Annotated in this window: 14 protein-coding genes; 6 read left to right on the plus strand and 8 right to left on the minus strand. The window is 45.8% G+C overall.

Going from position 1 to position 19,356, the window contains the following annotated elements; translation table 11 throughout:
- The first annotated feature begins 289 nt into the window (after positions 1-289).
- From ELR70_RS11060 to ELR70_RS11075, 4 genes are all read left to right on the plus strand, one after another.
- Positions 290-3,385 (plus strand): TonB-dependent receptor, encoded by a 3,096-nt coding sequence (locus tag ELR70_RS11060; protein WP_128064575.1) that lies wholly within the window; start codon positions 290-292, stop codon positions 3,383-3,385.
- Positions 3,386-4,397: 1,012 nt separating this feature from the next.
- On the plus strand, positions 4,398-4,637 hold the full coding sequence (locus ELR70_RS11065) for a hypothetical protein (RefSeq protein ID WP_054014134.1): 240 nt from the start codon (positions 4,398-4,400) through the stop codon (positions 4,635-4,637).
- A gap of 34 nt (positions 4,638-4,671) precedes the next feature.
- Positions 4,672-4,926: a hypothetical protein gene (locus ELR70_RS11070; RefSeq protein WP_128064576.1), complete on the plus strand. Its 255-nt coding sequence runs from the start codon at positions 4,672-4,674 to the stop codon at positions 4,924-4,926.
- A gap of 81 nt (positions 4,927-5,007) precedes the next feature.
- On the plus strand, positions 5,008-5,265 hold the full coding sequence (locus tag ELR70_RS11075; protein WP_128064577.1) for a hypothetical protein: 258 nt from the start codon (positions 5,008-5,010) through the stop codon (positions 5,263-5,265).
- A gap of 97 nt (positions 5,266-5,362) precedes the next feature.
- Here ELR70_RS11075 and ELR70_RS25390 read toward each other — a convergent pair whose 3' ends face one another.
- Both ELR70_RS25390 and ELR70_RS11080 read right to left on the minus strand, forming a co-directional pair.
- Complete coding sequence (locus tag ELR70_RS25390) at positions 5,363-5,752, minus strand: hypothetical protein (RefSeq protein WP_241566369.1); 390 nt, start codon at positions 5,750-5,752, stop codon at positions 5,363-5,365.
- Complete coding sequence (locus ELR70_RS11080; protein ID WP_241566370.1) at positions 5,749-7,692, minus strand: helicase-related protein; 1,944 nt, start codon at positions 7,690-7,692, stop codon at positions 5,749-5,751. The genes ELR70_RS25390 and ELR70_RS11080 overlap by 4 nt, the downstream gene beginning before the upstream one ends.
- A gap of 114 nt (positions 7,693-7,806) precedes the next feature.
- Here ELR70_RS11080 and ELR70_RS11085 point away from each other — a divergent pair, with 114 nt between their 5' ends.
- Positions 7,807-8,634 (plus strand): M90 family metallopeptidase, encoded by an 828-nt coding sequence (locus ELR70_RS11085; RefSeq protein ID WP_054014239.1) that lies wholly within the window; start codon positions 7,807-7,809, stop codon positions 8,632-8,634.
- A 90-nt stretch (positions 8,635-8,724) separates the two neighbouring features.
- Positions 8,725-11,898 (plus strand): amidohydrolase family protein, encoded by a 3,174-nt coding sequence (locus tag ELR70_RS11090; protein WP_054014132.1) that lies wholly within the window; start codon positions 8,725-8,727, stop codon positions 11,896-11,898.
- Between the two features lie 60 nt (positions 11,899-11,958).
- On the opposite strand, the gene ELR70_RS11095 is transcribed toward ELR70_RS11090, so the two are convergent.
- The 6 genes from ELR70_RS11095 to ELR70_RS11120 form a co-directional block, all read right to left on the minus strand.
- Positions 11,959-13,812, minus strand: a complete 1,854-nt coding sequence (locus ELR70_RS11095; RefSeq protein ID WP_054014131.1) for a DEAD/DEAH box helicase — start codon at positions 13,810-13,812, stop codon at positions 11,959-11,961.
- Between the two features lie 224 nt (positions 13,813-14,036).
- Positions 14,037-14,300 (minus strand): GrxA family glutaredoxin, encoded by a 264-nt coding sequence (locus ELR70_RS11100; protein WP_054014130.1) that lies wholly within the window; start codon positions 14,298-14,300, stop codon positions 14,037-14,039.
- 102 nt (positions 14,301-14,402) lie between these two features.
- On the minus strand, positions 14,403-14,681 hold the full coding sequence (locus ELR70_RS11105) for a peptidylprolyl isomerase (RefSeq protein ID WP_010382504.1): 279 nt from the start codon (positions 14,679-14,681) through the stop codon (positions 14,403-14,405).
- A 97-nt stretch (positions 14,682-14,778) separates the two neighbouring features.
- Positions 14,779-16,803, minus strand: a complete 2,025-nt coding sequence (locus tag ELR70_RS11110; RefSeq protein WP_235577060.1) for a TonB-dependent receptor — start codon at positions 16,801-16,803, stop codon at positions 14,779-14,781.
- Positions 16,804-16,981: 178 nt separating this feature from the next.
- Complete coding sequence (locus tag ELR70_RS11115; protein ID WP_054014238.1) at positions 16,982-17,467, minus strand: TlpA disulfide reductase family protein; 486 nt, start codon at positions 17,465-17,467, stop codon at positions 16,982-16,984.
- Positions 17,468-17,527: 60 nt separating this feature from the next.
- The gene (locus ELR70_RS11120) at positions 17,528-19,249 is read right to left on the minus strand and encodes a lysophospholipid acyltransferase family protein (RefSeq protein WP_054014128.1); all 1,722 of its coding nucleotides are present in this window, start codon (positions 19,247-19,249) and stop codon (positions 17,528-17,530) included.
- Positions 19,250-19,356 lie beyond the last annotated feature (107 nt).

Here is a 19,356-nt window from a genome sequence, read left to right on the forward strand (position 1 = left end):
AACGAGCGAATCATATAAATATGTACCCAAATTGAATTTCTGTCGTAGATGAGACGGGCGCCGGGTGTCATTGTAAAACAGTCTGTTCGCATTTTCATGGCGGTGAAATCGCAAAATTGGACTAGTTGCGAATTGCGTTTATAACAATAATTTAACCATCAAAAAGACGCTATTAAGCGGTCTATTGTCCTTCCTGCAAGGTTTCTGAGCGCTAACTTGTCAAATGGCGTAAACCCTCACCCTGAATACATCGAACAGTCGTCAATATTGCCACCTTGTCATCAAGTTTTTGGTTGTTTTTAGAACAAAAAACAGACGGGTTCTGTGTAAAATAAAGTGTAAGATAATTTTTTTCTGTTATCTTTTTGTTTTTGAAGGGTTTTTGTGTTTTTTGTGTGGTATTTTTATTCCGGTTTTGAAAAAGGTTGTTGACCTTTTGTTTTTCATGCGATTAGTATGTTTCACCAATATGGCTAAAAGTGTAGTCACTTGTTACCCATATAAAAGTAAGAAAATACATAAAAACAATGCTTTAAAGAAATATTTAAAGCCAGGGAGAAAACAAATGTTAAATAGCAAGATCTCGAAAGCGGTCCGCTTAGCACTAGTATACGGTGCTGTGTCTGCTACTGCTTTTGCAGTAAACGCAGAAGAAGCAGAAGAGAAGATTGAAAAAATCGAAGTAACAGGTTCAAGCATCAAGGGTACTGACCTTGCAGGCGCACTTCCTGTTAACATTCTGAGCGAAGAAGACATCAAAGCTACAGGTGTAACATCTGTACCTGACCTAGTTGCTCAGATTCCTTCTATGCAGGGTTTCACTACTCCAGTATCGTCAGTAGGTGGCGGTGGTGGTGGTACTGCTACAGCAGCACTACGTGGTCTTGACGAAGAATACACACTAGTACTACTGAATGGTCGTCGTATTGCACCATTCGGTTCAACTAACACTGTTGACTTGAACACCATCCCTCTTGCAGCTATCGAGCGTGTTGAAGTTCTTTCTGACGGTGCATCAGCACTATACGGTTCAGACGCTATCGCGGGTGTAATCAACTTCATCCTTAAAGACGAAGTAGACAAGTCTACTGTTTCTGTTCGTTACGACCGCCCTCAAGAAGATGGTGGTGAGCAAATGAGCCTGAGCTTCACAACTGGTTTCGGTAACTTCGACCAAGACGGGTTCAGCCTTGTTGCTTCATTAACGCATGATAAAACTGATCCAATGCGTTCAAAAGACCGTGACTTTGCTAAGACAGGTCTACTTGAGTTTGAACACAACCAAAATCAATATTACTCAATCAATGGTTCTCCTAACTCTATTCCAGGTAACGCGCAAATCCTAGTTGGTGGCCGTGACCCAGAGACAGGTGCTTTGACTGAAGGTTCTTACTTCCGTTGGTTCACTCCACATCTTGAAGCAAATGGTTCATGTGCACCAGACACTGCTAAGCCGACTAACGATCCTCGTTGTCTGTTTGACTACACAAGTACTCTAGAAATCTACCCTGAAACAGAGCGTACGTCTCTTGTTCTTCAAGCTGACGTAGCGATTTCTGAGTACTTAACAGGTTTTGCAACGTTAACGTATACTGATTTCACACAAACTCCTCGTATCGCTCCAGAGCCTACAGGTTTCATCAACATCGGTATCGAAAGCCCGCTATTTGCTAAATATGGCGAGCCTCACCTGACTGATGACGAAAAAGGTAAGGTAACTGAGTTCCGTGGTACTTGGCGTGCACTACCAGGTGGTAACCGTACAACTGAGTGGTCTGCAGAAGCATTGAACCTGATCACTGGTGTTGAAGGTACACTTTTCGATAACATCGATTTCAACACTGCACTTGTATACTCTACTTCAGACCGTGAAGAGAATATCCTTGGTGGTTACTACAACGGTGACACATTTGCACCGGCAATTGTTTCAGGTCAAATTGATATCTTCACTACTTACGAAGATTTCATGTCTAACGCAGATGCTCTTAGTGCACTAGATGCATCTCAGTGGAGAGCACCTGAGTCTGTAACAAACACAGAGCTAGTTTCACTAGACTTCCGTGCTTCACAGCCTGTATTTGAACTGCCAGCTGGTGAAGTTTATGTTGGTTACGGTGCTGACATCCGTGAAAACAGCTACGAAAACCTACGTTCAGCTGAAAACATTTCAGATAAGCGTTTTGGTGACGGCGGTGGCGATTTTGACTACAAACTAGAGCGTCAATCTTGGGGTGCATTCGCTGAATTCCAGGTTCCTGTTCTTGAAAGCCTAAACTTCAACCTTGCTCTACGTTACGATAACGTTGGTGCAGTTGACGATACTCTAAACGGCACAACTTACGGTAAAGACGAAAACGACACAACTTACAAAGTTAGCTTCCGTTACAACGCGACAGACGACTTAGTTATCCGTGGTTCAATCGGTACTGGCTTTAAAGTTGCTTCACTGACTGACATCGCTCGTCCGCTTACAGCTTGGGGTGTAACAGGTTCTTCATTCACTTGTCCACTGCCTTCAACTGATTCTAAAGCAGTATTCTGTCCTGCAGGTGACACTCAGTACCAGAACAACATCAAGGGTAACCCTGACCTAGTTCCTGAGCAGTCTACACAGAGCACATTTGGTTTTGTATACTCTCCGTCTACAGACTTCACTTTCCAAATGGATTACTGGAAAGTTGAAATCGAAGATCAGGTTCAGTACCCAGACCAAGCTTACCTGTTCGCAAATGCTGACAAGTTCGCAGATTTCTTCTTCTTGCAAGCAAACCGTTCAGATCCAACGATTCAAGAAGTTGCACTTAGAAACTCTCCGATCAACATCGGTGAAAGTGTAACAGCTGGTATCGACTGGCAAGTAATGCTTACTAACGAGCTATCGTTCGGTGAGCTGAAAACTGTACTTCAAGGTACTTACATCACTGAGTCTGAGTACACTCGTCCAGGTGTTGTTCCTTTCGAGTGGACAAGCAGCCTAGGCCGTTACGGTGAAGACGAAGAAGTTGTTTTCCGTAATGTAATGAACATCCAAAATACACTAACACACGGTGATTTTGCTCATACATTACGCTTCAGCTACAAGTCTGGTTGGGAAGATGCGCCAACAACTGTTGGTGTAGGTACAATCAAAGAGCCAGTAATGGTTGATGGTACACCTACAACTGAACGCGTACAGCTACACATTCCTTCTTATGTGAAGACTGACTATAAGATTGATTACCGTGGCTTTGAAGATACAACTATCACGTTCGGTATCAACAACCTTCTTGACAAAGAGCCTCCGTTCTCACTTGCAGATCCAGAAGGCCACTTAGTAGGTTATGAAGGTCGTTACTATGACCAGTTCATGCGCACTTACTACATCAGCGTAGACTACTCTTTCTAATACTTTGAAAGTGTAGCATTCGCTCTCAAGAGTGAAATGAGATGCCAGTCAGCCTTGCTGACTGGCATTTTTTTTGCGCCGAGTCCAAAGTAACTCATTAACTCCAATAGGTTGGATAAATTTAGAGGTGTTGCATAAATGCGACTCTCATGAGTAATATTGGTCGCTTTTAGAGTTTAATATACTAGAGTTGTGTTGCTATATCTGCACAGGAAGGCAGCATAATATATGTAGCTATGTTTTCTTTTTTATATTTTATAATTCATTTGTTTTTATTGTGGAATAAATTATATCAACTTGCCCTGATTGAATTCTAAAACTAATTTTCTTAATTAAATGTTCTATTTTGAGGCGAGAAAATATCGTCGATAACACTGCTCTCGCGTCCAGCTATCGCTGAGGCGCCTACATATATGTAGGCGAGGAAAAATTTGCGAACTTATACCTTAGGTAAAGGTTCTAAATAAGAAATTGTTAATACCATTAGCGACATATTTGCTCCTTCAAATTGAACAGGTATTAAGTGAAATTGTTATAGATTTAAATTTTCACATAATTATTATGCAGGCTTTCCTGAATCATCACCTTGTTTTGTTAATTAATTGTTTTTTTTGATGAGCTTTGTATATCTCAGAGAGCATGCTCTGTAAGCAATTGAAATTTAATTTGGGGCGGGAGGCGCTAGTAAACATGATAAGACCACTAGCCGCGCTCTTTAATGACTGCGTCTACAGATGTATATAGAAGTGGGTATTGATTTAATTAATAGTCGGCTCCAGCCTCTCTGTTATTCTTTGTGGTTAATGAGAATAAAATTTCGCATTCTAATATGCAAAATTTAATGTTTGGTATCGTGTGTTGACAGTTGTAACAAATTATACTTATAGTAGTTATTGGTCGTGTATCTACAAGTTTTGGTAATGGTCATTTTAAAATATTATAAGTGTCTAGAATCAAAGGTTTAAACGATTTAAAACCTGATTTATACCTACAAAAATATAAAGGATGAAATATGAAACTTCAAATTGCTCTTTCAGCATTGGCTATGCTGCTTCTCAGTGGTTGTAATTCTACAAAATCAGACCAAACAGCTGACACTGGCTATCGTTGTAAACAAGTGCGTTCATTAGGTAGCAATATCCCTAACACTTATTGTTCGACCAAGAAACAAAGAGAGGAAGCTCGGGAGAAAGCTAAAGAAGCAGTTAGAAACTCTCGGCAAACGAGTGTGATCAGTGGTGGGAATGGCTGATTACGGAATTTGATTTTTTAAAGGAGATAAAAAAATGAAAATAGTGCTTCCACTACTAACTTTGGTATTTTTGTCTGGATGCAATACAACCTCATCGGAGCGCAATGCTGATTCTGGTGATACAGCTAAAGCTGGTTACCGTTGTAAGCAGGTCACAGCACTGGGTTCAAATATACCTAATGTTTACTGCTCAACGAAAAAACAGCGAGAAGAAGCCGCCCAACGTGGTATTGAGGCTACCAGAACTTCTCAAAGAGTAGGAAGAATAACGGGAGGAAACGGAAGCTGAATACTTGTTAATGATCAGAATCCGTGTAATCTTCATATAGCTGGAATTTGTTTTTAAATTCAGACAAGAAAAGGATAAATTATGAAAACTAAAATAGCACTTTCTCTTATCGTATTAGCTTTTGTAAGTGGCTGTAATAGCACAAGCTCTTCAAACCAAGTGGCAAAAGCAGATACTGGTCACAGATGTAAACAAGTTACCTCTCTGGGTTCGAATATTCCCAATGTCTATTGCTCTACCAGAAAAGAGCGCGAGGAAGCGAGAAAGCGTGGGTTGGAAGCACTTAAAAACTCTCAGGCAACAGGTCGGATAACAGGTTGCGGCTCAGCCTCTTGCTAACTTTTTAAGGTTAGCTTTGATAGCTCCACGCTTACAGGCCCAGAGTTATAACTGACTTCCGCTCAGTTATTTTGGTTGAAGTCAGTTCTGGGTCTGATTATTTAATGTCCACAACTTTACTGGCTTTCTTATATCTTATTTTAAACCCCGGCCAGGCAGGTAGTTCCCACCGTTTTGGTGCATCCTTTCTATTGCCACAAATGTACTCTAATGAAACGCGTTTTGCGCTAAAACTGTAAGCAACAAGCATGGTCAGTTCGGGCAATTCGACCTGGAGCGGATACTTTTCCATAAACGGATTGATAATCCAGTCCTCTATAGGTTGATAATAGAGGTCATCAACACCGATCAGCGCCAGATCTTCTTGTGTTTCAACACCGAGCTCTGTCAAAGTTTGGGCAATCCATCCGGACGCTTCTGGTTGTTGCGGTGCAATATTATGCTCATATTGATGGTAGAGGGCCTCGTACGCCAGCATGGTGCTCACTTGTTTATGAACCCCTCGAAAAGAAGGTCTTGCTCAATCAGGCTGACACACGCAGGAATGACCAAAGCACCTTCAGCGCGTTGGTTCTGCTTTTGCACAGATACGCCAGCATAGGTTTCTACCTGCTCAACCCATATTGCGCCTTCCTGTATATAAGCGCGCTCAAGAACAGTTTCTGTGTTTGCATGTTGAACTAATAAAGACATAGCCACTGGCGCCGACAATGTTGCTAATGTTGTAGCCTGCTTGACGCCTTTGCCCGCCAGAGCATAAGTATCCATTACTATCATAGCGTCACAGCTGTCGGCAATCCGTGATTCTTTGGCCGGTACGACTTCGCTGACGCCGTTGCCGAATGCGCCGCGACGATTGTGTCTTTTAATATATAACCAGTCCGGGCGAGCAGAAGCGATTGCTCTGAGTAGCTCATCTCGGTTATAACTGGCGGCTTTGTCGAGCGGTGGCAGGGAGAAGGCTTCTCTCAGTTGTGCGCTGAATTGTCGGGCTTCACGGATAGCATCTTCCTCGATACGCAAAAAAGGGGCCTTGCCGCGCACCAGTGCGATGATCAGTTCCAGATCACAGTTGTTTGGCAGCGCTTTGCAAAGTTGATCCAGCTGATCAGCATCACTCGGAAGCTGATAGACGCGCGTAGGTACAGACATCACCGCTACGGCATCTATCATTGCCTGACGCAGGCGGTTGTCCGGCATGCAGGTGATCAGGTGGCCGAGTTCTACATCTATCGGCAAAGGGTATAGTTGTTTACCGAGTGCAGTCGCACGGTTGTACTCATCTAGTGCGCCTATTTGTTGAAGCAGTGCAACCGCTTTTTGCCCGGAGCTTGCGGGTATGGGATCGATAAAGCTCAGTGTATTGATCCCATCAGCTGCACACCCCGCAGCTAGCACTAGCTCTGTCAGCGCTTCTCGTTGTACTTCGGGTGGAGTTCTGTCTATCAATGGGGCGTATTGCCCATACAGGCGTAAACAAAGTCCTTCCTGAGTGCGTCCGGCCCGGCCGAGCCGCTGCTTTGCCGAATCCCGACCGATTGCATCCAGACCCAGCACTGTTTTACCATTTCTAAGGTGGGTACGTCGTTCCAGTCCTGAATCAATGACACAGGTGATATTGGGAATAGTCAGAGAGGTTTCCGCTACATTGGTAGCCAGAATAATACGTTGTTGGTTCTGCTGTTGTAGCGCTCTTTGCTGATCGATAGGGGCACAGCCACTAAACAGAGGGATCACCAGGGCATCAAGTACTTTTAACTGGGCGGCACATTGCATGATTTCGCCTTTACCAGGCAGAAAAACCAGGATATCACCCGAAGTGCGTTGCAAAGCGTAGTCGCAGGCCGCTTTTACTCGCTCACTTAGATGGTCCCGGTCGGGCATGGCGCGCATGTCCTTAGCCAGAAAACGTTCTTCAACGTTAAACATTTTTCCTTCGGAGGTTAATAAAGGAGCATCTAAATAGCTGACGAGTCTGTTGGCTGACAAAGTAGCGGAGGTAACGACCAGTCGATGGGCTGCTTGGCGTTTCAACATCGCGAGTAACAAGTCCATATCCCAGCGTCGTTCATGGAATTCATCCAACATGACAACGGCGAAATCGCTTAGGCGATTGTCAAAGTACCAGCGCAATGCTACGCCTGGCGTTGCAAATACTATCTCAGAGTTTTCTTGAAACAGACCCTCAAAACGGATTGCATATCCGACCTGCTCACCAATCGGACTGTTTTGCTGCTGCGCGACATATTCAGCCAGCGAGGTACAGGCGATGCGGCGAGGCTGGATCACCAGAACCCGTCCTTGTTTGGCTGCCCAGACAGGAAGTTGCGTGGACTTTCCTGAGCCCGTAGCTGCGGCGACAATCACGTTGCCTCGGGTTAAATAGTCGCAAAACTGTGTTTTTATCTGTTCGATTGGCAGTGACATACGGAGTTGATACTGATAGATATTTTTTAGTGTGTCGGGGATTTTAGCAAATCCAGCTTGAAAAGGCTGTCAATTGGGCGCATCTCAGAATTAAATTATCAAAACGTAATTACTATGACAGAAATCAGTTTACTCATCGCCCTGGTCATGTTTTGTGTTATCTATTGGCGGTTTGATGACCTAAAACGAGCCTATTGGCGGCGCAAATATCAAGGTCAGTCCCTTAGCGAACTGGACAGGCAGGTGCTACTGAAATACATGCCGATCTATCGAAACATGACCGACCATGATAGAGCAAGATTGGAGCGCCATATTATGTGGTTTCTTGGTGAAAAACGCCTGTTGGGTCGTGACGGTCTTAAAACCAACCGGGCAATGGCTTTGATCATCGCGGCGGATGCTTGTCTTTTAGTGCTTAACCAGCAATGGCCGCTGTATCCCAATGTTAAAGAGATCTTACTTTACCCCAGCAGCTATTATGCCGGGCAGAATAGCCGTGACAGTGCTGGGTTAGTCAGCTTCCATACTGTGGTGCGTCAGGGTGAGTCTTGGCCAGGTGGCACTCTGGTATTAAGTTGGCATGATGTACTGGAGGGCAATCGTCTGCCTGAAGATGGTCATAATCTGGTGTTTCATGAATTTGCCCATCAACTGGACCAGCAAACTGGGCAAACCAATGGCACGCCACAACTGCCAAAAGGCATGAGTTACAAAAAATGGGGGGAAGTGCTGTCTCGGGCCTATCAGCAGTTGAAAACGCAACTGGCGTATCATATGCCACATGTAGTACATGAGTATGGCGCGACCAATGAAGCTGAGTTTTTTGCCGTGATCACAGAGACCTTTATCGAGAAACCTCTGCAATTGAAGCAGGAAAACCCGGAGCTGTTCAATTTACTGAGTGACTATTATCGATTCGATCCGCGAGATTGGCTCAAATAGCCGCAAAGAATACCATGTTGATAGCATTTTAATGGCAGGCATCGCTAAATTTTGTTGTGATGAGGTGACAATAACAACAAGAGACAATGAATGAACACTACAGTTAAGACGGTGCTTGCCCTGTCCGTTTCAGTGGCGCTAGGTAGCACCTGTTTGTCAGCCAATGAGTCGCCACAGTGGCAGGTTGATGCACCTCAAGGCGAATTCTTCGATGCAAACATCAGCGTTTCTCAGGGAACCTGGATGAATGTGGACGTCAGCCCCGATGGAACCACGCTGGTTTTCGACTTGCTCGGTGATATCTATACGATGTCAGTCAAAGGGGGCAAGGCGCGGCAGTTAACCTCAGATATTGCCTGGCAGATGCAACCACGCTTTAGTCCGGATGGCCAATATATTGCTTTTACCTCTGATCAGGGAGGCGGTGACAACATCTGGGTTATGAAAGCCGACGGCTCGCAGCAACAAGCTATAACCAATGAAACTTTCCGTCTGCTCAATAGCCCGGCATGGAGTCCGGATGGCAATTTTATTGTGGCAAGAAAGCACTTTACAGGCACTCGTTCTTTGGGAGCCGGAGAGGTCTGGATGTATCACAAAGCGGGTGGAAAGGGCATCCAGCTTACCAAGCGAGACAACGATCAGAAAGATCTGGGTGAGCCTGCGTATTCGCCGGATGGCCGTTACATATACTTTTCGCATGACGCTACACCGGGTAAAACTTTCCACTATTCAAAAGACTCTACTCAAGGTATCTACAAAATAAAACGCTTTGACACCCAAAGCGGGGAGATCGAGGTGATCCTTGAAGGTATGGGTGGAGCAATTCGCCCAACACCATCTCCAGATGGTAAGTCGCTGGCTTATATCAAGCGAGATGATTTTCAGTCTGCTTTGTATTTGTACGATTTAGCTTCAGGTAAAGAAACTAAACTGTATGCTCAACTTGATCGTGATATGCAGGAAACCTGGGCTATCCATGGTGTCTATCCTACTTTATCCTGGACCCCTGACAACAACAGTCTTATATTTTGGACTGGCGGGCAGATCCATAAACTAGATATAGACGATAAACGCAGTCGAGTTATTCCTTTCGAAGTACAAACCACGAAAAAACTGCAAAAGCCGTTACGCTTTACACAGGATATTGATGAACCAGAGTTTAAGGTGAAGATGCTGCGTCATGTTCAGGTCTCACCAGATGGTGAAACAGCGATCTTTGAGGCACTGGGGCATATATATAAGCGTGATCTGAGCAGTGGTAAGGTCAAACGCCTGACTCGTCAAAGCGAGCACTTCGAGCTCTATCCACAGTTTTCCCGAGACGGTAAGAAGATTGTCTATGTAACCTGGGATGACAAAAATCAGGGCAGCATTCGTGTGGTATCAACGCGAACTGGCCGCGGGGACACCCTGACACGTGAGGCTGGTAAATATATAGAGCCGACATTTAGCCCTGATGGCAAGCATGTCGTTTATCGCAAAGTTCGAGGTGGCAGCATTTTGTCTCGCGACTGGTCTTTGAACCCAGGGATCTACCGCGTATCCAGCAAGGGCGGTGAGTCTGAGTTTATCGCTGAGCAGGGCTTCCAACCTCAGTTTGGCAGCAGCAATGACCGCTTGTTTGTTATGGCAGAAGCACCGACTCCTGAGCTGAGGGTCATCGAGCTCGACACCAAGCAAAGCCGAACTGTGTATAAATCTGAGCATGCCACTGAGTTCAGGGTATCACCTGATGGCAAATATCTGGCCTTTGCCGAACGCTTCAAAGTATTTGTTACTCCGTTTGTCGAACGTGGTAAGCCAATCACTTTGAGTCATCAGGATAAGCAGTTCCCTGTTAAACAATTGTCGGAACGCTCTGGTGAAAACATCAGTTGGAATGGGGCCAGTGATAAGCTTTACTGGAGCCTGGGCCCACAACTGTATCATGCCTCGCTGGCTGGCATGTTTGATATAAAACACAATGCTGAAAGCGAAATCAAACTCAACACTGGTAGTGACATTAGTTTTACTCAAAAGATGGCTGAGCCCGAGGGCATGATTGCATTGGTTGGAGCCAATATTATCACCATGCGGGGGGAGCAGGTGATCCAGGACGGCGTGCTGCTAACTGATGGCAAACATATCAAGGCCGTCGGCAACAGAGCGGACGTCCGGATCCCTCGCAAGGCCAAAGTCATAGACATAAAAGGTAAAACCTTGATGCCGGGGTTGGTGGATGTGCATGCACATGGTGCACAGGGAAGTGATGAAATCATTCCTCAACAAAACTGGAAAAACTTGGCCGGTTTGGCACTGGGGGTGACCACTATTCACGATCCCTCCAATGATACAACGGAAATCTTCGCGGCCAGCGAGCTTCAAAAAGCGGGGATGATTGTCGGCCCACGCATCTTCTCAACCGGAACCATATTGTATGGTGCTAATGTTGCCGGATACACTTCACACATTGACTCTCTAGAAGACGCCAAATTCCATCTGCAGCGCTTGCAAAAAGTTGGCGCATTTAGTGTAAAGTCATATAACCAACCACGTCGGGACCAGCGACAGCAGGTTGTTCAGGCTGGTCGTGAACTCGGTATGATGGTCGTACCTGAGGGCGGTTCTTTACTGCAGCACAATTTGAGTATGGTCGTCGATGGGCATACCGGTGTAGAGCACTCTATTCCGGTGGCCAAAATTTATGATGATATTCGCCAGTTGTGGTCGCAAACTGAGGTTGGTTATACGCCAACTCTGGGCGTGGCTTATGGTGGGATCTGGGGGGAAAACTACTGGTATGACAAAACTGATGTGTGGAATCACCCTCGTCTGAGCAAGTTTGTGCCTAAATCTCAGCTACTGCCGCGTTCATTACGTCGTGTTAAGGCGCCCGATCATCATTACAATCATGTTAGTAATGCACAGGTTGCTGCTCAGCTACAAGACCTCGGCGTTATGGTGAATCTGGGGGCGCATGGTCAGCGAGAAGGGCTTGCGGCACACTGGGAAATGTGGATGTTTGCTCAGGGAGGGATGTCAGCACACGAGGTATTACGCGCAGCCACGCTAGACTCAGCACGCTACATTGGCCTGGATGAACATATTGGCTCACTGGAAGCTGGTAAGCTGGCTGATCTGATAGTGATTGATGGCGATCCGCTGAAAGACATTCGGGTTACAGACAAGGTGCAATATACCATGATCAATGGGCGCTTATTCGATGCGGCGACCATGAACGAAGTGGGTAAAAAGCAAAGAGATAAACTCTACTTTGAATAAGTGATACGACAGGTATAAAAAAACCGCTTCAGTTGAAGCGGTTTTTTCGTTTAAATCAGATTATGAAAAGCTGATCTCGCCACGCTCTTTGCGTCTGCCGTCACGCTTGTCACCACGTGGGTCTTTGAAGCTGCGCTTGCGATCACCTCGGCCTTCGCCACGTTCGCCACGACCTTCAAAGCGACGCTCATCACGACCGCCTGAACGACGTTCGCCACCGCGACGTTCACCACCGTTGCCCTGATCGGCAGGGTGCGTGCTCTTGGTCATCTTCATTGGGCGCTGACAAATGTAAACGCTTTGGAAGTGTGACAGCGTATCTGCCGGCATATCCTGAGGCAGCTGAACGGTGCTGTGCTCATCAAACAAACGGATTTCACCAATAAACTTGCTTGAGATATCAGCTTCGTTAGCAATCGCACCAACGATGTTCTTGACCTGTACGCCGTGCTCACGACCGACTTCGATACGATAGGTATCCATAGGACCGGTGTTGCGACGTGCATTGCCTTTGCGCTCACCACGCTCGCCACGTTCACCACGACGCTCGCGGTTACCGTCACGGTTACCATCGCGCTCGCGACGCTCACGTTGCACCTGAATTTCCTGAACTTTCAGCGGCGACTGCTGCTGTGCCAGGCACAGAAGTGCAGCGGCCAGCTCAGTTTGGCTCAGTTCCAGTTTCTCAGCCATGCCTTGTGCTACTTCACTGAAGAACTCGATGTCTTTGTGATCCAGCGCCAGGCTTAGTTTACTTTGTAGTGCTTCAATACGCTTTTGCTCAACGACTTTCGCGTTAGGCAGTTCAACCTGCTCGATATCAGAGCGGGTATGGCGCATGATGTTACGTAGCAGGTAACGCTCATTACCTTTTACGAACAGAATAGCTTTACCTTTACGACCAGCACGACCTGTACGACCGATACGGTGTACATAGGCTTCGCTGTCTTGCGGGATATCATAGTTGATAACCAGGCTCAGACGATCTACGTCCAGACCACGTGCCGCAACGTCCGTTGCGATAACGATGTCTAACAGACCACTTTTCAGACGCTCTACCGTACGCTCACGGGCTTGCTGGTTCATGTCACCATTCAGTGGTGCCGCAGAGAAGCCTTCGCGTTCAAGTAGTTCAGCAAGCTGAACAGTATCATTACGAGTACGAACAAACACGATAGACGCATCGTAGTCTTCCGCTTCTAAGAAGCGTACGATGGCTTTGTTTTTATGTGTCGTTGCACGCCAGTAAACTTGCTCGATTGTGTCAACAGTCGAGTTACGTGGTGTGATTTTTACTTGCTCTGCGTTATCTAAGTACTTAGAACAAATAGATTGGATCTGCTTTGGCATGGTTGCAGAGAACAAACAGGTTTGCTTCTCTACTGGTGTTTTTTCCATGATGCTTTCAACATCATCGATAAAGCCCATGCGTAGCATCTCATCGGCTTCGTCCAGCACCAAGGCTTTCAGATCCGACAAATCGATGGTCTTACGGTTAATGTGGTCAATCAAACGACCCGGTGTTGCCACGATGATCTGTGCGCCACGGCGTAGTGCACTCAGCTGTACGCCATAGCTTTGTCCGCCATACAGAGCCAATACTTCAACACCTTTGGTGTATTTTGCATATTGGTTGAAGGCTTCCGCGACCTGTAAAGCCAGTTCGCGTGTTGGAGTCAATACTAATATCTGTGGTTGCTTAACGGATGCGTCAACATTGTTTAATAGCGGCAACGCGAACGCCGCCGTTTTGCCCGTACCCGTCTGCGCTAGTCCCAGCACGTCCTTTCTTTCTAGCAATAACGGTATACATTGAGCCTGGATCTCAGAAGGTGATTGATATCCCAGCTCTTCGACTGCCTTTAAAATTGCAGGAGAAAGATCTAAAGATTCAAACGTGACTGGTTCTGACATTAATGCGCCTCAACAAGTTAAAAGAGGCGGCATTGTACAGCAAAGAAAAAACAATTGCTTGCATAAATTGGCACTAATTTTGTAGGTATTTGATATTGGTCAAAAAATAAACTTATTTATTTTTCTTGATTATTAGAATGGCAGATAAGTGGCTATTTTAAAGGGAAAATCATGCCTGAATTGCGGCTTAATGACGACTCAGGCAGGCGTAGTGTGACACTGTGTTACTGATACAGGCCCAGATTCTCTTTGGCATAGGCTTCAAATTCGGTAAAGCCACCAATGTGGTCTTGGTCAACAAAAATTTGTGGCACGGTTGGACAGGGCTTGCCTGCGGATTTTTCCAAATCGGCCTTGCTGACACCTTCTTTAATGATATCAATGTAGCGAAACTTAAAATCGTCGCGTTCATTGCTCAGGCGCTCAGCCAAGTCTTTTGCACGGACACAGTAAGGACAGCCTTCACGGCCAAAAATCACAGTAAACATAGGGTTCTCCAAATCATTGAGCTTGATAATTAGTATATCGGCCTGCAGGCAAAATGAAACCGTCAAAAACCGATGGCTATGATAGAGAAAACCGATGATGCTTTAGGAGCGATACACAGTTTTGATGAGGTGGTAACCGAACTTAGTCTTGACCGGACCATGGACTTCGTAAAGCGGCTTTTTGAAGACCACATCATCGAATGCTTTAACCATATCACCTTTGTTAAATTCGCCAAGGTCACCGCCCCGTTTTTTCGATGGGCATAAAGAATGCTGTTTGGCCAGTTTGTTGAAGTCGCCGCCTTTGGCAAGTTTAGCTTTAATGGCAAGGCACTCTTTTTCGGTTTTAACTAAAATGTGGTAAGCACAGGCTTTTGGCATGATTCAGGTCTCCGGACTATCAAAGGCGCCGATCATGCAAGGAGAAGGCCGAAAACGCAAGTCTCAATTGTCAGCTATCGGCCTTTTCAGGGGAGTGTTAGAAGGTCACGCTAAACCCAATCGACGGGCGGATTGAGAAATCATCTTCCTCTTCCTCTATATACAGGTCATTGACGGATTTAACTCTGTCATAATCCAGGTCGATATAAGAAATATTTTCCTGACCATAGGCGTTCATTAGTTCGAAAATTAATTTGCCATCGTTACCAAATATCTCAGTTTTTCTCTCAAACCGAATATCCAGTCGGTGGTAAATTTTGAAGCGCTCAGAGAAGGGGTCGCCATAAACAGGTAAGAAACGACCATCGTGATCAGGGTTTTCTCTCACACCAACAATGGGCGTATAAGCCTGACCACTGCGCGCGGTAAAGTTAAAACCACCTTGCCACTTTTCATTAATCTCATAGTGGAATACGGCATTAAATACCAGTGGTGTATCGGCGTAATAATCGCGGGTCACATTGCGACTCAGATCGGTACGTTCACTCTTTGAATAACTCAATGCTATCCAGCCATACCAGTTATCGGTTTTATTTTTGTTAATTAACACATCCAAACCATATGCACGCCCTTCAACCTGGTTACTATATAAGTCGTCGGCATTGGGACCATCATCTATGGCAAGTGGCAGGTCATCCATAGTCTTGTAATATCCTTCTATTGACCAGCTCCACTCGTCTTCGAGTTGCTGGCTGAATCCCAGTGTATAGTGATCCGCGGTTTGAGATTTAAGTTTAGGATTGCCTATTTCTGGCAGTATGTGTTCGACATTCTGCATGCGATTGTAACGCCCTGCTTTGGCAGTAAGAGTACTGTTTTCGGTAACGTAGTAGCTGATTGCTAAACGCGGTGAGGTAAAGGTTTCATCGGTGTATTTGTTATGCTGACTCTGCACTCCCAGCTCGCTCTGCCAGTCATCGCTCAGTTGCCAGATATGCGCGAGGCCAACAAAGCCACTATCGATGTCTATGCTGCGCTTACCGCTGATCCGCTCACCTTTTTTCAGGTCGCAGTCGGGATCTAATTCAGTACATAAGTACTGGAAAGTGTCGTAGCTATATTCTGTTTCGTTATCAAAGTAAGCGGCATCTAAGATCAGTTGATGGGCTGGATTAATACGGTAGTTCAGGCGTGCCTTGTAGGTATATTGTTTTTCCGACTCTTCTTCAAAATAGCCGGCAGATACCGTGGCGCGGCGGCCATATTCCAGTCGGCCTGAATGGTCCAGCGCACCTATACCAACACGCAGGTGTAACTTGTCATTATAGTGGTCCCACAACACGTTCTGACTATTGAACTCCCTGATAAACCGCGCGTCCCCCTGAAACTCCGGGGTCTTCTGCGCCAGTTCGGAGCGTTCGTTAAACCCGGCTGCAGCGGAGTCTTCTGCGCCGGTAAAGTTGAAGGTCAGGGTGTTGTTGGCGTTAATATCCCACAAAAACTTGCCCTGATAGTCGTGATCGTCCGGTGCATCATTGATGATCACACCAGTTGGTTCGCCATCGTCATCTTCAAGCTCCTCGCCTTCTTCAAAGAATAAGGGGAGGGTACTTTTTCGGCCCGAGACATAGAAAGCGGTGCTGTCACTCAGTTGTCCTTCAACGAATACGCCTGCGTTAAACATGGTCAGATCCAGCGTTGTGGTGACTGGCTGGTATTTGGGGTTGCGCAGTGCCACGTCAAAGACTGCACCGGTGGCATTGCTGTAACTTGTGCCATAGCCTGCAGAATAGAGCTGAAAGTCCTGGATAATATAGCGATTAAATATCGAGCTGCCGAAGTCATGGAAAATATAGCCCGCGGGCATAAAATCCACTTCAAACATATTGTCACTGGGAGAAGAACCTCGCACCGCTGGTGCACTCATTGAGCCGCCGGCTGCGACCACGCCAGGCAATGCGTAAACAGCGCGTAGTGGGTCGCCCATAGCACCGGGCATTTCTATCAATTTTTCTGTATCTTCAGTAATTTGAGAAGTAATAGAGCTGCGCTTGTAATGCACTTCGATGTGTTCTATGTCTGCGCTAGTATTTGCCTGAGCTTGTAGCGCCATACAAATCATAATGGGCGACAGTACAAATGGTTGTTTGAGCGAGCAGAGTGTCATGTTAGTCCCTTGTTGAATCTAAGCTGAATAAGAATGGGGACTAGTGTATGAGAATAAATCGTACCTTTGTTTTACGTTAGGGTAAGAAATTGTCGATTACTCGAACACTTTCTTACACTTAGCGCAGCTTGAATCAGAGTCTGGCACGTATCCCAAGCTCGCTGGAGTAGCCAACTGATCGCTCGACCACTTTCAGGTCATCTGATAATACATAATAAGTGGGATAGGCTTTGATCTTGTAATCGGAGGCAGTACTGCTATTGCCGAGTAAAACAGGCATGCTCAGTGATAAATCCTCTACAAAGGCGCTGACAGCGTCTGTGTTTTCAAAGTCCAGCGCAATGGCAACGGCATTCACTTTGCCCGCCTCATGTAGCTTGTTAAGATTTGGCATGCTGTATCGGCAAATACTGCACCAGGGGGCGAAAAAATAAACCACAGATTGCTGCCCTTGTAGCGACTTGATAGTGGCACGCTGTGTGGGTTGTTCTAGCAGGGGCAGTGCAAAATAGGGGGCAGGGGCTTTGCCATCGTCAGCTAGCATACCGAGTTCCTGGTAGGCAGTCACAGCCAGAAAAACAATGGCAAAAATAATGAGTTGTAGAACTGTTTTTATCATGCGCGCTCGCAAATGTTGATTCCCGAGCGCGAGTATAAATAAAAAAACCGCAACAACCAATCAGTCGTAGATGTTCTCTCCCAAATAACGCTTGGCTTTTTGGGGTTTGATCCGAGTCAAGTCAACTAAAACTAAGCCGTCGATACAGTTATTAAAATCAGGGTCTATGCTGAAACTCAGGAAATTTACACCATCGGGCTCACATAGTTCAGTATATTGCTTGAACAAAGTCGGCACTTGCGCGCCCATGTTTGCCATGATGTGTTTGAGTTCAGCAAAATCCTCTTTAATATCATGACCACAAAATAGCTGAGCAAAGGCTTGTTGCTGGGAGGGCGTAAATTTAAACTCGTTTTTCGGGGTCGCGAGGGAGGCCAAATTTGAAAAGTAATGCTGGTAATGGTAAATAAGCATAGCTTTGGCTTTATCTGGCAGCGCGTTGGATAGACTAACTGCACCAAACAGATAGCGATGGTGCGGATAGCGTTTGACAAAAGCACCTATACCATACCAAAGGTAGTCCAGGCTTTTGCGTCCCCAATATTTTGGCTGTACAAAGCTTCTGCCTAATTCCAGGCCATGTTCAAAATAGGGTTGCATATGCTCAGAGTAATTAAACAAGCTGGTGGTATATAGGCCTTCCGTACCCTGTTCATTGATGACGGTTTGTGCACTAGCCAGCCGATAGGCGCCGACCAGTTCAAGGTGTTTCGCATCCCACAACACCAGGTGTTGGTAGTACATGTCATACTTATCTATATCGCGACGCTTGCCACTGCCTTCACCAACGGCACGAAATGCGATTTCTCTTAATCTGCCCAGCTCACGGAAAATCGGTGAGCTACCCTGATATTGATACAGATATATCTGCATACCATCCTGGGTTTCCCCCAAACGCTCGCAGGTTTCAATGGCCTGTTTGAGCTCTTTTTTACACTCCGGAACTGCGATTGGAGACTGAGTCTTTAGAGGTAGAGACTTTTTCGAGGTTAGTCGGTAGAGTTGCTTGCGGATCAGGGCAACAACTTCTTTGTCTTTGAGGTTTTCCAGCAGATAGGAGGCGGGTGGAATACTGGCACCAATCTCGAATTCCAGGGACTTTTGGCGCTGCTTAAACATTTCTTTGACCAGAAGCAAGCTGGCTAAGGGTTTGTAAATCATTGAAGTGCCGTAAAATAGGGGGCTATTTTTGGCTTTGATATAGATGGGCAAAATAGGGCAGTTGGCCTTTTTGGCCATACGCAAAAACCCGGAGTTCCACTTGCAATCTTTAATACCTGTTGGCCCCAGGCGAGATACTTCTCCGGCCGGAAAAATAAGTAAGGCACCGTCTTGCTTAAGGTGGTGTTGAATATTGGCCAGCTCTTGTTTACGGCTTGCACCGGATAGATTATCTACCGGTAACAGCAGTGAGTGCATAGGAGTAATGGACATGAGCATTCTGTTGGCCACGACTTTTAAATCGGGACGCACCTGGGCCAATACTTTTATCAATGCCAGTGCATCTAATGAGCCAATTGGGTGATTGGCGACTATTACGACACTGCCTTCACTGGGAATGTGCTCAATTTGTTTGGGTTTAAAGCGTGCATCAAAGTCGAGCTCTTCCAAGACTTGTTCTACGAATTCAAGCCCCTGCAGGTGTGGGTAGGTATCAGCAAAGGCGACAAACTCCTGTTCATGAAGTAAGTATCCCAGACCCTTTTTTACTAACCCTTTTACTTTAGGTGAATTTTCTAATTGAGGCAGGTTTGCTTCAATGACCTTATCTACACTGATCATATTTCAATTCTCACGTTTTATAACCGCTTTTCATCAAGATTAAAAACTCTCCATGACAAACAAGTTGCAGCTGTATGTCAGTTTGATGGCTATCGTGTAAGTACAAC

Source organism: Pseudoalteromonas sp. R3 (assembly GCF_004014715.1).
In the GTDB taxonomy this organism is placed as follows: Bacteria; Pseudomonadota; Gammaproteobacteria; order Enterobacterales; family Alteromonadaceae; genus Pseudoalteromonas.